The 15,070-nt window shown below is 33.2% G+C and carries 15 protein-coding genes; 2 read left to right on the forward strand and 13 right to left on the reverse strand.

The window, feature by feature from the left end; all coding sequences use genetic code 11:
- Positions 1-263 precede the first annotated feature (263 nt).
- The 3 genes from T529_RS0101530 to T529_RS0101540 all read right to left on the reverse strand — a co-directional run bounded on the left by T529_RS0101530 (position 264) and on the right by T529_RS0101540 (position 4,823).
- Positions 264-2,195 carry an oxidoreductase gene (locus T529_RS0101530; protein WP_033161856.1) on the reverse strand — a complete coding sequence of 644 codons (1,932 nt, stop codon included), beginning with the start codon at positions 2,193-2,195 and terminating at the stop codon, positions 264-266.
- 141 nt (positions 2,196-2,336) lie between these two features.
- Positions 2,337-3,131 (reverse strand): MerR family transcriptional regulator, encoded by a 795-nt coding sequence (locus T529_RS0101535; protein ID WP_033161857.1) that lies wholly within the window; start codon positions 3,129-3,131, stop codon positions 2,337-2,339.
- A gap of 63 nt (positions 3,132-3,194) precedes the next feature.
- The gene (locus T529_RS0101540; RefSeq protein ID WP_238560765.1) at positions 3,195-4,823 is read right to left on the reverse strand and encodes an MraY family glycosyltransferase; all 1,629 of its coding nucleotides are present in this window, start codon (positions 4,821-4,823) and stop codon (positions 3,195-3,197) included.
- Between the two features lie 203 nt (positions 4,824-5,026).
- Here T529_RS0101540 and T529_RS0101545 point away from each other — a divergent pair, with 203 nt between their 5' ends.
- A complete protein-coding gene (locus T529_RS0101545; RefSeq protein WP_033161859.1) occupies positions 5,027-6,118 on the forward strand; it encodes a DUF871 domain-containing protein in 1,092 nt (363 codons plus the stop codon).
- 31 nt (positions 6,119-6,149) lie between these two features.
- Here T529_RS0101545 and T529_RS0101550 read toward each other — a convergent pair whose 3' ends face one another.
- The 4 genes from T529_RS0101550 to T529_RS0101565 all read right to left on the reverse strand — a co-directional run bounded on the left by T529_RS0101550 (position 6,150) and on the right by T529_RS0101565 (position 8,912).
- Complete coding sequence (locus T529_RS0101550) at positions 6,150-6,755, reverse strand: DUF2812 domain-containing protein (protein WP_033161860.1); 606 nt, start codon at positions 6,753-6,755, stop codon at positions 6,150-6,152.
- Between the two features lie 49 nt (positions 6,756-6,804).
- Positions 6,805-7,587 (reverse strand): Cof-type HAD-IIB family hydrolase, encoded by a 783-nt coding sequence (locus tag T529_RS0101555; RefSeq protein WP_033161861.1) that lies wholly within the window; start codon positions 7,585-7,587, stop codon positions 6,805-6,807.
- 56 nt (positions 7,588-7,643) lie between these two features.
- A complete protein-coding gene (mreB, locus tag T529_RS0101560) occupies positions 7,644-8,633 on the reverse strand; it encodes a rod shape-determining protein (RefSeq protein WP_033161862.1) in 990 nt (329 codons plus the stop codon).
- A gap of 72 nt (positions 8,634-8,705) precedes the next feature.
- Positions 8,706-8,912 carry a DUF1146 domain-containing protein gene (locus T529_RS0101565; RefSeq protein ID WP_033161863.1) on the reverse strand — a complete coding sequence of 69 codons (207 nt, stop codon included), beginning with the start codon at positions 8,910-8,912 and terminating at the stop codon, positions 8,706-8,708.
- An 89-nt stretch (positions 8,913-9,001) separates the two neighbouring features.
- Between T529_RS0101565 and T529_RS0101570 the strand changes: the two genes are divergently transcribed.
- Positions 9,002-9,511 carry a GNAT family N-acetyltransferase gene (locus T529_RS0101570; RefSeq protein ID WP_033161864.1) on the forward strand — a complete coding sequence of 170 codons (510 nt, stop codon included), beginning with the start codon at positions 9,002-9,004 and terminating at the stop codon, positions 9,509-9,511.
- A 731-nt stretch (positions 9,512-10,242) separates the two neighbouring features.
- Here the strand turns inward: T529_RS0101570 and rsmI are convergent.
- From rsmI to recR, 6 genes are all read right to left on the reverse strand, one after another.
- The gene (gene rsmI, locus T529_RS0101575) at positions 10,243-11,091 is read right to left on the reverse strand and encodes a 16S rRNA (cytidine(1402)-2'-O)-methyltransferase (RefSeq protein ID WP_033161865.1); all 849 of its coding nucleotides are present in this window, start codon (positions 11,089-11,091) and stop codon (positions 10,243-10,245) included.
- On the reverse strand, positions 11,084-11,812 hold the full coding sequence (locus T529_RS0101580; protein ID WP_033161866.1) for a tRNA1(Val) (adenine(37)-N6)-methyltransferase: 729 nt from the start codon (positions 11,810-11,812) through the stop codon (positions 11,084-11,086). The genes rsmI and T529_RS0101580 overlap by 8 nt, the downstream gene beginning before the upstream one ends.
- Positions 11,799-12,806, reverse strand: coding sequence for a PSP1 domain-containing protein (locus T529_RS0101585; RefSeq protein ID WP_074781716.1), 1,008 nt, complete (start codon positions 12,804-12,806; stop codon positions 11,799-11,801). The genes T529_RS0101580 and T529_RS0101585 overlap by 14 nt, the downstream gene beginning before the upstream one ends.
- Positions 12,799-13,776 (reverse strand): hypothetical protein, encoded by a 978-nt coding sequence (locus T529_RS0101590; protein WP_033161867.1) that lies wholly within the window; start codon positions 13,774-13,776, stop codon positions 12,799-12,801. The genes T529_RS0101585 and T529_RS0101590 overlap by 8 nt, the downstream gene beginning before the upstream one ends.
- Complete coding sequence (gene tmk / locus T529_RS0101595) at positions 13,773-14,393, reverse strand: dTMP kinase (protein WP_033161868.1); 621 nt, start codon at positions 14,391-14,393, stop codon at positions 13,773-13,775. The genes T529_RS0101590 and tmk overlap by 4 nt, the downstream gene beginning before the upstream one ends.
- 75 nt (positions 14,394-14,468) lie before the next feature.
- Positions 14,469-15,062, reverse strand: a complete 594-nt coding sequence (gene recR, locus T529_RS0101600; protein ID WP_033161869.1) for a recombination mediator RecR — start codon at positions 15,060-15,062, stop codon at positions 14,469-14,471.
- Positions 15,063-15,070 lie beyond the last annotated feature (8 nt).

The following is a 15,070-nucleotide window of genomic DNA, read 5'->3' on the forward strand; positions in this document are numbered from 1 at the left end:
TTCGATCAAACTCCACATTTTTGATCTTGATACAATTGACATTGAGGATAGATTTTAGTAATTTTTTAAGTGCCATATGGTATTCCTTTCTAAGTTTGGACGCTATAGAAAATACCATATGGTTTTTTATTTATCAAATCCTTCAATAATCACCGATAACTAAAGGAGATATTCATCATTTTTTATAACAATCTACCCACACATAGTGCAGAAGAGTCAAAAAAAACAACTATCAGTTATTTCACTAATAGTTGTTGAATAATTTAAAGCTTAAGTGCTGCTTCCATTCCTTCTCTTGTTGCAGTTATGGCATTACCTGCCTTAATAGCACCACCAACGACATATACTTCTTTACAGTTAGCTTTCGCAATGTCTTCAAGAGGGTTATAAGCCTTATATCCAAATGCTGAGACGACCTGCACAGCTGGTAATGTTGCTGTATGACCATTTGCATCTTCGCCTACGACACCATCACTTGTAATTTCTTTGACTTTGAAATTTGTATGTACTTGAACGCCTGATTCATGAAGCATATTCATGAGACATTCTCTTGTCATTGGCATCATATCATTAAGAATATCCTGCTGCATTTCAACGATTGTAACTTGATGATTCTTTTCCTGCATATAATGAGCAGTTTCACCACCAACTTCACCACCACCACATACAACAACAGGACCATTCGCGATATCGACATGTCCAAGTAATATATCTTCTGCATAGACTACTTGATCTAAATCCATGCCTTTAATTGGTGGTGTTAATGGTTTAGCACCAGTAGCTACAATAATGGCATCAGGTTTTACTTCTTGAATAAGTTCTTCTGTTACTTCTGTATTGAGATGAACAGGAACATTGAGAGCTTCTAAATTAGCACGATATGAGGATGTCATTGTAGAGAGTTCACCTTTTCCAATTGGATAAGCAGCTGATTTAAATTGACCACCAAGACTATCCTTTGCTTCAAAGAGTTCTACTTGATGACCTTTAATGGCAGCTGTTCTTGCAGCCATCAAACCTGCTGGTCCACCGCCAATAACCATAACCTTCTTAGGCTGATTTGTAGGAGTAAGATCACATTCATATTCTCTTCCTACTCTAGGATTGACAAGACATGTCACAGATTCATTTTTAAGTAATGGCCATTCACATCCCTGTAAGCAGCCAATGCAGTAATTAATCTGATCAAACTTTCCTTCTTTGGCTTTCTTAGGAAGATATGGGTCTGCTAAAGAACCTCTACCCATCGCAATAAAGTCACACTTTTCCATATCAAGTAGAATATCAGCCATACCTGGTTCATTAATTCTATTGGCGAGAATGACAGGAATGTTGACAACTTTCTTGACATTCATAGCGGTTTCCATATTAAGTGCATGTTCAGTAAACATAGGAGCAATAATTTGTCTCACTGCTCTTGCTGCATAGACACCATTCGATACATGAATTGCGTCAAATCCTATTTGTTCTAGACGTCTGGCAAGCTGATATGTTTCAGCTTCAGTACGTCCCCCCTGGACATATTCATTACCTGAAATACGTACTTGAATAGGGAAATCACCAACTTGTTCACGCATTGCTTTGAGAATTTCTTCAACAATACGTACTCTATTATCAAAGCATCCACCATATTCATCCGTTCTCTTATTGACATAAGGAGATAAGAATTCCGCAAGTAAATAGCCATGAGCACAATGAAGTTCGATACCATCAAAACCTGCTTCTTTACAACGCTTTGCAGCCATAGCAAAATCTTTTACTAATTGATGGATTTCTTCAATAGTCATTTCTCTTGCTAAATCCATACACATTGGATCTTTAGTACCTGAAGGAGCTAAAGGCATGACATTCCCATTGATATTATGATTAGATTGTCTTCCTGGATGATACATCTGACAGAAAATTATTGAACCATGTTTATGAACACGTTTTGTAAGTTCTTTATTTAATTCAACATGCTCATCCTTCCATAAACCTGGTATTCTTTCATATCCTTTACCATGTTCACATACAGCATAATCTTCAGTGATTAATAATCCCCAACCACCTCTTGCTTTCTCTTCCATATATTCCATATAACGTTCTGTTAAAAAGCCATTAGGTGTACAGTAGTTTGTGACCATTGCTGGTACAACAAGTCTATTTGGGATTTCAACATCACCAATATTCATTGGTGTAAATAATTTTGTAAACATATCTTTTCCTCCACATTTCACATCTTAAGTATAAGGTATGAAATATTATGAAGGTCAAGAGAGATTTTTCACATGTATTCTTGTGAAATATTCCTAATTCTTGAATTATTTGGATAAAAAAGTATGAAAGTATTTGAGGGTTTACTGTTCTACAGGTATTTGTATTTCCATTACTCTACTAAACTTTCCTGCCTCATAACCACGCCCAATTATTACTCCACGCACCTCTCCATTAATAATATAGTGGTTTTCTTCCACATATTTCATAATAGAAGAAAGTGATGCAGAGCTAAATGAACCAATTGCTCCCATATCTATTGTTGTGCATATACATAAACCACCCTTTAATTCCTTAAACTGATTATATTGTATATCTAAGTCTTTAATATCTTGTTGATCAAAGCCAAAATACCAATTCTCTTGGTTCTCTTTAAATAAACAGAGAGATTCTGCAAAGGCCATATGATTATTGCTGTTAAGCATTTGTGATGTTTCCTGATCAAACGCTATACGACTATATTGTTCATGATGACTATGACAAATAGAAATTAATTTGTAATGATTTATTTTACGGAAATAGTAATGACCAATATTATATCTTGCACTTTGTGCTCTTTGTGTTAGCTCATGAATATGTCTTTCCAGGATCATTTTATATGCAATCTCTTTTCTAAGACTACTTTCATATTTTTCAAGATATCCAGCATAGTTTTCCATATAATTATTTGAAAGCATTTCTGCAATATCGGCAACATGGAAATTCATAGCTTGATATTGAACAATTTCAAAAAGCAAGAAGATATCCATCTCATCATAAACACGATAATTATTCTCATCAATACGCTTAGGATGCAATACGCCCTTCTTCTCATAATAACGTAACATCTCTTTTGAGATATTAAACATCTTTGAAACTTCACCTATTTTATAATTCATTATAATCACCGTTATTATTATAGCTAATTCATGTACAAAAAAGGAAGATAGAAACCTATCTCCCTAATCATCATTTGTTTTTACATATGGTCCATTATAACTATATGACACAACATAATATTTATGATTCTTATCAATCAATCTTACTGTCACACTCATATCTTTTGTATCCAGTATTTGACTCTTATGATTAAATTTTAAATGTAAAATGACATCATAATAATTATAGTCTTCTAAGCCAGCTAGCTTTGTTTCACTCTCAGTATTTGAGAGTACTTCATAAGCAACAATATTATCTGTATTCTTGCCATCAATTATTAATTTATTGACTGTAGCATAATAATCCTTTTTTGCATAATCCTGGAAATCGGATAACTTGTCTTGATAGAAATAGTTTATTCCACCAATTTCATCTTTTTCCTTGTTTTTAAGAGAATAGAAATCCGCTGCAAAGTATGCTGCAACATATTCACGAAGAGCTGTTCGATCACGCGTACTTTCGATATCTTTGTAGATTGTTTTCATTAATTCCGTGCCATCAGTCACTTCGACATATGTAATTGGTTTGATCTTTGGACCTGTATCTCTATGGTAATATTGATAACCGTAATAACTTGCGATTACAACAGCGACAACTAATAATAAATATTTCAGCTTCCCTCTTAGATTTCTTACAATCTTGCGATATGGCTCACTTTCTTTAATCTTTGGTAAATCATCACGATGTAAGAAAATATTAATAATAGTCAACAATGGTTTATATTTTCTTGAAATCATATTGGTATATTCTACAAAGATTTCAAAGACGATCAATAAAGTAATAAAGAGAATTCTTGCATAATCAGGATGATTAATATTCAAGTATGAGCATAAGGAGAAAAGTGCTGTTGCTGCATAGAGAATAAGTACAGATTTTGTTTGTCCTAATTCTAAGGAGAACATGAGCTTATGATGTAAATGCCCACGGTCTGCTTCATCAAAGCGTTTATGATGAACTTTTCTTCTTATAATTGCTATAAGCGTATCCATAATTGGTACTGCTAATACAACTATTGGTGCACCTAATGTAAAGAATGTTGATCCCTTATAGCCAAAGCCAAGTAAAGAAATAACGGAAATCATGAAGCCAATAAAGAGTGCTCCACAATCCCCCATAAAGATCTTTGCTGGATGAAAGTTATAAAGAAGAAAGCCTGTTATACTACCAGCTAAAAGCATACTTAATGAAGCAATATCACTTCGCCCCGTACTGATTGAAGTAAAGGTAATTGTCACAAGTACTATAATTGATATACCAGCACATAATCCATCCAAACCATCAATTAAGTTAACAGCGTTTGTTATTCCAATAATCCATCCTATTGTAATAATAATTGCAAGGACTGTTGAGATATTTGTTGGAACATTAGGTATCATGAAGTCTTTGAGTGATATACCACCATAGAGAATAACCACTAATGCTGCTAAGACTTGCCCAGCTACCTTTGCTTTTGGCGGTAGTTCATGAATATCATCATAAAAGCCTACCAAGAAGATAATGAATCCACCAATAAGTACGGAATTAATCTGAACATCCGTCTTTAAAAAGATCATTGCTCCAATAAGAAAAGCTATGTAAATGGCATAGCCTCCAGTTCGAGGAATAATACCATGATGTATGGTTCGTTTATTCTCGTGAGCAATAATTCCCATGTTTCTTGTAACCTTTCCAACTAACGGGACTAGAAGTGCCGAAATGATAAAGGTCACTAGAAATGATAATATTGTATGTATAGACATGTAAATAGCTCCTTTAATGACATCATTATAATATATTTATTATGAAAATGGTACTTCTATTCTATTGAGCATAATCACCTCAATGTTATAATTTAGATATATATAGGAGGAAAAAAATGCATAGACTAGGTATTTCCGTTTATCCAGAAAAGTCTTCAAAAGAAGAAATTTATAACTATCTCACATTAGCATCTCACTATGGCTTTACTAGAATTTTTACATGTTTACTTTCTGTTACGAAATCAGCTGATGAAATGATGCAAGATTTTACTGAATTTATGAATCAAGCTCATCAACTTGGCTTTGAAGTTGCTGTTGACACAAACCCTGAAGTTTTTAAGAAGCTCAATGCTTCATATAATAACTTAGAACCTTTTGCAAAAATGGGTGTTGATATACTTCGCCTTGATGGTTCATTTGGAACAGCGCAAGATATCGAAATCACACACAACCCCTATCATATCAAAATTGAATTCAATGGTTCTGTTGATCAAGGTGCAGGATTAATGGTCGAACATGGTGCCAATCGCGAACAAATGACTATTTGCCATAATTTTTATCCTGAACGCTATTCTGGATTAGATTGGGATCTGTTCAACAAGCTCAATAAACATTGGAAATCATACAACTTGACAACTGCTGCTTTTGTTAGTTCCAATGCTGTAAAAACACATGGTCCTTGGAATGTTTTTTGTGGTCTACCTACTGTCGAAATAATGCGTGGTCTACCAATTGATTTACAAGCAAGATACTATCTTGCAACTGGACTAGTAGATGATATTATCATCGGTAATGCCTTTGCAACAGAAGAAGAACTGAAAGCTTTATCTGAAGTAGAGATGCATTGTATAAGTTTAAAAATTGATGAAGAAGAAAGTATGACGGATATTGATCGTGCTATTGTTTATGACTACGCTCCACATTGGGATCGTCATGATCATTCATCCTATTTTCTAAGAAGCTCTATGGTCCGCCTTCTCTACAAAGATACTTCTATACCACCTGTTCCCTATAAGCAGGATCATTTTAAGAAAGGTGATATTCTTATTGTCAATGACAATCTTGCTCACTATCGTGGTGAGCTTGAAATAGCTTTGAGAGACATTCCTAATGATGGTGAACGGAATTGTGTTGGTCATGTGAAGGAAGAAGAACTCATGCTTCTTGATTATATTCAGCCTGGTGCTTATTTTAAAATGTTAAAGTAATTAAAAAGATGCTCGTTTGAGCATCTTTTCACTATTTTATGAAATATAATGATATGGCTATTGCAAACCAAGTGATTATCCCTGCTAATACACATATTGGGTAATATAGAGTATTCTTTGTTTCACGTGTAACATGTATCCAATTGAATAAAGATAATAACGCAAAGATTGAAGCAAAGCTTACGACAATAATCATATCCGCCTTACTAAGCTTAAACATAAAGAACGAAAAGAGAATAAAGCCAAACATCATCGCCCAGGCAATCACATTATTCCTATATCTTTTAGAAAAGATTGTTTTAATGGCTTCATCTTTCTTTGCTTGTTTTTCTCTTTCTAAAGGACGATCTTTCGTTGTTGTAAAGATGTTGAACTTGAGGAAGTGATTTTTATAGTCCCATCCATTCTTTCTATATTTCTTTATTTCTGAATTTTTCGGCATGCTATAAGGTGTTTTTTTCTTAAACTCTTCTAAATTAAAATCAACTAAATAATGAACAGGTTTATCTGTCTTGGAAAATTTAAATAGACGTGTGAAGTAGATATCTTCCAGCATATATCCCTTCTCACCTATTTTATTTAATCGATCCTGTAATGTTTTATAATCATCCTCTGGAACTAGAATCATTCTAAACATTGCTATTACCTCCAGTACTCTATGATAATATCATTAAAACTGTCTATCTTCAATCTAATAAAAACAGACGCTTTAGTTCTTTCGCAACACCATTATCATAAACAGATTCACAAATAAATTCAGCTTGTCTCTTTAAATCTTCACTAGCATTTTTCATTGCTATTGGATGAGCAACTGCTTCAAACATTCCAATATCATTTGCTCCATCACCAAATGCATAACTGTCATTTAATGATAAATGCAAATACTGTATTACATTTTTAATAGCAGTCCCCTTATTTACATCTCTTCTTGAAATCTCTGCTACACCACTTCCACTAGGCAACATTATGAAAAATTCATCACCTAATATTTCTACAAAGGTTTTGTATTGCTCTTCTGATTCTGGATGTAGTTCAATCTTAACGATATGATCAATGACATCTTCATTATGAAAATCAGTTATGAAGTGTGTAGGATCAACATGAGCCATCGGATAAAATTTACGTAAGTAAGAACAGTCCTTACGTAAATAACCTTCATTTTCAGTCAATAAGATATATTCAATATGATGTGAATCACAATAGTGAAGAAGTTGTTTAACTGGATCTATAGGCAAATACTTATTGGTTATCATTTTATCTTCGAAAACTACCGTTGCGCCATTCGCAAGTATATATCCATCAAAGCTAATATCTAGAACATCCTGATTCAAAAAGCTAATTGGTCTTCCACTGGCAATAAAGCAATAATGTCCTCTTTTTTGTGTTTCTTTAATTGCATCTATGACTTCTTGATGAATCTTTGTGCCATCAAAAATCGTTCCATCTATATCAAAAAATATTGCGCTCATAATAATCTCCTAAAATGAAAATAAACAAAAAGATGACCCGAAAGTCATCTTTTATATTACTGTAAGTATTCTGTGTTTTCAAGCATTACGCCGCAACCTTCAGCGACACAATCAAGAGGTTCATCAGCTACAAATACAGGTACTAATAAACGTCTTTCCATGAACTTATCTAAGTTCTTTAATAATGCTCCACCACCAGTTAAGAAGATACCCTTGTTGACGATATCAGCTGATAATTCTGGAGGTGTCTGTTCAAGAACCTGTTTAGATGAGATTAAGATTGTTTCACAAGTTTCCTTTAATGCTTCCTGTGTTTCAGTTTCATTCATTGTGATTGTCTTAGGTAAACCAGTAACTAAGTCTCTACCGCGAACTTCGAAAGTATTAGATTCATCAGCATCTACAGCACATCCAATATTAACCTTGATTTCTTCAGCAGTAGATTCACCGATTAATAACTTATACTTATCTTTTACATACTTAATAATATCCTGGTCCATCTTGTCACCAGCAATCTTTAATGACTGTGATGTAACAATATCACCTAATGATAATACTGCGATATCAGTAGTACCACCACCAATATCAATAACCATATTACCAGATGGTTTAGAAATATCTAAGCCAGCTCCAATAGCAGCAACTTTTGGTTCTTCTTCGATATATACTTTCTTTGCTCCACATCTTAAAGCTACGTCCTGGATGGCACTCTTTTCAATTGAAGTGATATTTGATGGACAGCAAATCAAGATTGTTGGTCTTGAGAAGATACCTTTTAAATTTAATTTATTGATAAAGTGAGTCAGCATAATTTCAGTAATCTGGAAATCTGCAATAACACCATCCTTCAAAGGACGAATGGCTTGAAGCTTACCAGGAGTTTTACCGAGCATTTCACGTGCTTCTTCACCAACAGCAACCGGTCTATTAGTCTCAGTATTGATTGTGACTACGCTTGGTTCATTAACTACAATTCCTTCACCTTTTACATAAATTAGGATGTTTGCAGTACCAAGGTCAATACCGATTTCTTTTGATAATTTCATCTTTTTTTCCTCCTATAATGCATTCTTATTGTACCCTTATGTTTTTTGTAAATCAAGCAAATTATTTGCTTGTTACAAATGACTACTGAAGGTACCAAAACTCAAAATAAATTGGGCAAATAAATACCCAAATACACAAGATGCCATTATATAAAATAGATAGAATTCTTTCTGTTTTCCTTTTCTTAAAAAACGATCAAAATGAAAACAATTCAATGCAATCATGGCTAGAAAAATGGAAATAATATAAACAATTAAATTAACTGCATAATATGTCATGACATATCACCTACCTCTAAATATTTTACAACCTTAAATTTAACATATATACTAGTTACAGTTAAGAATGAAAAGGAGAATTTGAATATATGGACATTAGAAAGGCAAAAATGGAAGATATCGATCAAGCACTTCAGCTTGTTGATGCAGCAAAAGCTTATTTTAAAGCAAATGATATTAATCAATGGCAAGATGGCTATCCTAACAAAGAGAGCTTAATGCATGACATTGAACAAGAGAAAGGATTTGTTCTTTGTGATGAAAATCATGTAATTGGTTACTGTTATGGTGCATATGAGCATGAAGCTAACTATGACTATATTGAAAATGGTCAGTGGCTAACAAAAAGCGAACAATATTTTGTTATTCATCGCGTTGTTATCTCAGACGTCTATAAAGGTAGAGGTTTAGCTGCAATGTTCATTAATTATTTCATTGACATTTGCCATAAAGAACATATTCATTCTATCAGAATGGATACTCATGATGATAACCTTTCTATGCAAAGATTCCTAGCGAAAAATGGATTTAAACAATGTGGCAGAATCTATCTTGCAAATGGTGATCCAAGAATTGGTTATGAATTCGTTCTAGACTAATTTTTTACAGCTATTTGTTAAATTTTATATACAGAATTCGATTAAACTGCAAAATAAGTAGTATTGCTTATCTTTGCAGTTTTTTTATACTTTGTATTGCTCTACCCACTCATACATATCTCTTATATCTTATTCAAATTTATCTGTTAATAAGTATCAATATTATCCAATTATAAGAAGTAGGAACGTCTCATATATCTATGACTATTGAAATTTATCATGTCAATCTAATGAGAAGGTGCATTTTTCTTATTCTTTGTCCATCATATCATTTAAAGACATTTTTATACTTCATTTAGGCTTTCGTATTATTAATTGTGTTAATTTCACCTCCTATTGCTTGAAAGAATTCTTTTAAGAATTATAACTTTACAATATTTATTTCTTCAATAAAGTTAATCTTTTTATATAAGCAGAAATGATTGTTTAATTAGATAACCTAAATGAATTTGATTATTATTTTTAAATGATTGAATTTAAATGAAATATCATTATCTCTAATGATTACTATACTTAGTCTACATTAATGGCCTTAGTACTTCTATATGCATATGAAATGGCTGGTTGTTATTATGAGCCTGAAAATTCATCCTTTTTCTTTGACTAAGAAAGCAAGTAAATCTTTCAGTATCTTTCAAATACAGGTCATTTTTATAGTGCCTAATTTCTACAATTGAACTCTATAACATATTTATTATATTTCATTGTTTCACGTGAAACAAAAAAGAGCATCATTTTTTATGATACTCTGCATAGACTTCGTTCTTACCTACTTTTCTAATTTTTGCTACTTCTTTGATAGCATCCTTTGTTGACATGCCCTTAGCAATATATTCATTAACATGTTCAGTAATAGATTGCTCAAAGACAACTTCATCCTCGATTTTTGTGCCGCCTTCAACTACAACAACCATTTCACCCTTAAGTTCATTAACAATATCAAGTATTTCACTAATATGTCCCCTAATGATTTCTTCATGTTTTTTTGTAAGTTCACGGCATAATGCTATATTACGATCACCAAATATTTGTAACATGAGTGATAATGTCTTTTTTATACGATGAGGTGCTTCATAGTAGATTGTCGTCATAGTAATGTTTTTATTAGCTTCAAGTTCCTTCTTTTTGGTCTTGTCATCATGTGCTAAGAAACCATAAAAAACAAACGGCTGAGGTGTAATACCTGAAACTACTAATGCATCAAGAGCAGCATTACAGCCAGATATTGGTACTACCTTATACCCTTCATCTATCACTGCTTTGACCAGTTCAGCACCAGGGTCACTGATAGCTGGATAACCAGCATCACTCACTAATGCAACGTTATGTCCATCTTTCAACATATTAATTATTTTAGGGATAGCAACATTGGTATTATGCTCATGATGGGAAATCATTGGCGTATGTATTTCGAAATGATTAAGTAGTTTTATGGTATTTCTTGTATCTTCAGCAGCAATATAGTCAACATCTTTCAATACCTGTATAGCACGTTCACTAAATTCTGATAGATTACCAATGGGTGTTGGAACAAGGTATAGCGTTGGCATGTTATTTTCAAAACTCTTTTGTCTAATCATCTTGATCTCCTAAATACTTCATTACTTCATCAGTATAACTTCCATCTTCATTATGAGCATATAGTGGCTGTTCTATCTTAAGCCCTGTATTACCTTTATAAACACTCTCTATTAAGAAAACATTAGCGTCTTTGTGTGGCTTTGGATAAACAAATCTTATTCGTTTAGGCTCTAAATCATATTTTTTCATGAAATCCAATATTTCAATCATACGATCAGGTCGATGTACCATTGCAAATTTACCACCAAAAGACAACATCTGACTCGCTGCTTTGATAATACCTTCAAGATTGATCGCAATCTCATGTCTTGCTATACGTAAATATTCATTATCATTTACATTGCTTTCCTCATCTACTTTAAAGAATGGTGGGTTACATACAATCATCTTTACACTAGATTTATGATTTTCAGCATAGTCTTTTATATCGGCATGTACAATTGAAATCTGGTTTTCTAATTTATTGATAGCTACACTTTTTTTAGCTACCTCAACAGCTTCTTTTTGAATTTCTATTCCAGTTATATGCTTTTTTGTTCTTCTTGATAATAAAAGTGGAATAGCAGCGTTATTTGTACCAAAATCTACTATTTCTTTTACATCCTTTGTAATAGAACAAAAATTAGCTAGCAATACTGTATCGAGAGAAAATGTAAACATATCAGTTCTTTGAATGATATGCATATTCTTAAAGCCTAAAAGATAATTAATTTCTTCCATTTGTGTTATTACCTTTTGGATGATGTTTTTTGTGGTTGTTGTGATGTGGACGATGAGAAGGATTTTGTTTTGTTGTTGATGCAGTTTTCTTTGATTGTGATTCTAAAGGCTGTTCTGTTCGCTTTAATGCATCTTTATTACGAGGTTTCTTATTAAATTCTCTTTCTTCCTTCTTATGTCTATTTTCATTGTTATGAGGCTTTGCTTCTTTTTCAATTTCATCCAAGCCAATAAATGAAATGTTACCATTATCATCAATCTTAACTAAATCACTTATGACATTTAAGCCAACAACCTTAACACTCTTGCCATCATAATTAACTCTTGACCCAATCTTTGGGAACTTTTTCTTTAACTCTGTATAGGCTTCATCTTCATATTTTAAGCAACAGAGTAATCTCCCACAAGCACCTGAAATCTTATCTATGTTAATAGCTAAAAGCTGATTCTTTGCCATATTAATAGATACACCATCAAACTCACCAAGAAATGAATTACAACATAATGGTAAGCCACAAGTTCCTAACCCACCAATAACCTTTGCTTTATCTCTTGGCCCGATTTGTCTAAGCTCAATTCGACACTTGAATACAGCCGCTAATTTTTTCAACAACTCTCTAAAGTCTACTCTTTCGTCAGCCGTATACATAAAAATAACTTTTGAAGCATCTAAAGTATACTCACAACTAATCATGCGCATATCTAGTCCACTTTCACTGACAATTTCTTTACAGATTTGGAATGATTTTTCCGCCTTTATTTTATTTATTTCATAGACTTCTAAATCCGCTCTATTAGCTCTTCTCTTAACTTCTTTTAATTCTGTATTCAGATTGAATTCAGACATATCTTTAAGATCAGCTATAACTTCGCCTAATTCTAATCCTCTAATTGTTTCTACTACAACTTTATCACCCTTGATGAGATCCAAGGTTGTAGAAAAATAATAGCTCTTCGCACTATTATTAAAACGTATAGCTGCTAATCTATCCATTCATTAGTTCTCCTCTCGTTATTTTATAGGCCATTCCATCTAACAATAGCCCAATATTTGCATTTGTATCGATAAGATAAAGTGTATTAAGTACTTCATCGATTCTATTTGTAATATACACGTCATCTGGACATTTATCAAATATCTTCTTGTGTTCCTCAAATGTAAGTGGAACAGAATGTTTCACGTGAAACACATCTCGCAATGCAAGTACAAGCATGTTCAAATACAGCCTTATAACATTCTTATCATTCTTATAATCCTTCGCTATGTGTATTTGCTGGGTAATCATTATATTATAAGGATGTTCATATAAATCCTCAATAAAATTAAGCACCTGTAATTTTACATAAGCATACTCTTCGGTATCTTTAGCTTCAGATGCTGCCTGATAAGAAGTATAGAGCTGAGACATGATTTTTGCATCTTCGTTTGCCACACCATCTTTAATGAGCGATAGTCTAATGGACTCTTTCGACTCTGGCAATAAGTGAATGACCTGGCATCGTGACTGTATCGTAGGAAGCACTTTATTGATATTACGTGTAGTGAGAATGGCGTAAACACCTTCAACTGGTTCTTCTAGGAATTTCAACAAAGCATTCATTGCAACATTACTTGCATTTTCTATGCTCTTGAGAATATAGATTTTTGCTTTGTTTTCGAATGACGATTTATAGAATTCCGTTTGAATATGTTCTATATCTTCTTTCTTTATAGATGTTTCATTTCCATCAAATACTATCATATCAGGATATAAGCGTTCTTTTATACGACGACAATCATTACATTCTTCACACGCTAGAACCTCTTTTCTACAGACAAGTGATTGAGCAATGAATGTTGCAGCATCATCAGTGTTATTACCCACTAGAAGATATGCGTGAGGTACATTTCCTGAAGTAAAGCTTCTTGTTAGTATACGATAGAAGACAGGTTGAGTAGATTTTAATATTTCTTGATATTTCATAGAACCTTCTCTATTTCCTTTAAGGCTTGTTGTAACACTTCTTCAACAGATTGTGCTGCATTAATTGTTTTTATGCGATCAGGATACATGGACACTACTTTTTTATAGCCATTGTAAACTGATTGATGAAATGAAAGACTTTCAAGATCTAAACGATTGACTTCTCTTTCATCATCCATATTGATACGTTTCAGTGCTTCTTCAGGTTTGATATCAAAGAATAGCGTTAAGTCAGGCATAACACCTTCTGTCGCAAAAAGATTCATGTTATAGACATTCTCAATGCCCAATCCTCTACCAATACCCTGATAGACAAGTGATGAATCAATGAAACGATCACAAATAACAATACCGCCTTGAGCAAGCACTGGCATCACTTTTTCAACAAGATGCTGTCTTCGACTTGCAGCATAAAGTAATGCTTCTGTACGTGCATCCATCTCTGTATTATTAACATCTACAATTACATTTCTAATTTCTTCAGCTATTTTTACACCACCAGGTTCTCTTGTAATGACAACATGTTTCTGGGGTTCCAATGCTTCCTTAAGCATTTTCGCAATAGTGGTTTTACCACTGCCTTCTCCGCCTTCTAATGTAATAAAAATTCCCTTCATATTTTCTACCTCGCATACCTTATTATACCTAAAATTCACCTATAAAGCCAAAGAAAAAGAAGGTCGTAACACCTTCTAAAGCTTTTGACGACCTTCAAAAGATCTCAATAATGTTAGTTCATCAGCATAATCAAGTGAACTTCCAACCGGCAATCCATTAGCAATTCTTGTGACTGTAACATTCTTCTTACTTAGAAGTTTCGCAAGTAAGAGTGCTGTTGTCTCCCCTTCTCTAGTTGGATTAGTAGCAATGATGACCTCTTTCACTTCATCGTTTAAACGATCAAAAAGACTTTGAATATTTAAATCCTCCATACTCTTACCATCCATGATAGAAACAGTTCCTCCCAAAACATGATAAAGACCATGGTATTCTTTAAGCTTTTCCATCGCAAAGACATCTCTAGGAGATTCAACAACACATATAGCACTACGATCACGAGTTTGATCAGAACAGATATCACATTGATCTCCTTCACATATATGTCCGCATGTCTTACAATAATGAATTTTCTTTTTAAAATTCACGAGTGCATTAGAAAAACGATCAACAGATTGATTGTCCATTTCTAATACATGATAAACTAATCTTTCTGCACCTTTATTACCAATACCTGGTAACATCTTAAAACATTCAATAAGTTCTTCAAAAGATTCTGGATAATTCATTTTATTCC

Origin of the sequence: Sharpea azabuensis DSM 18934 (assembly GCF_000702165.1) — a bacterium.
In the GTDB taxonomy this organism is placed as follows: domain Bacteria; phylum Bacillota_I; class Bacilli_A; order Erysipelotrichales; family Coprobacillaceae; genus Sharpea; species Sharpea azabuensis.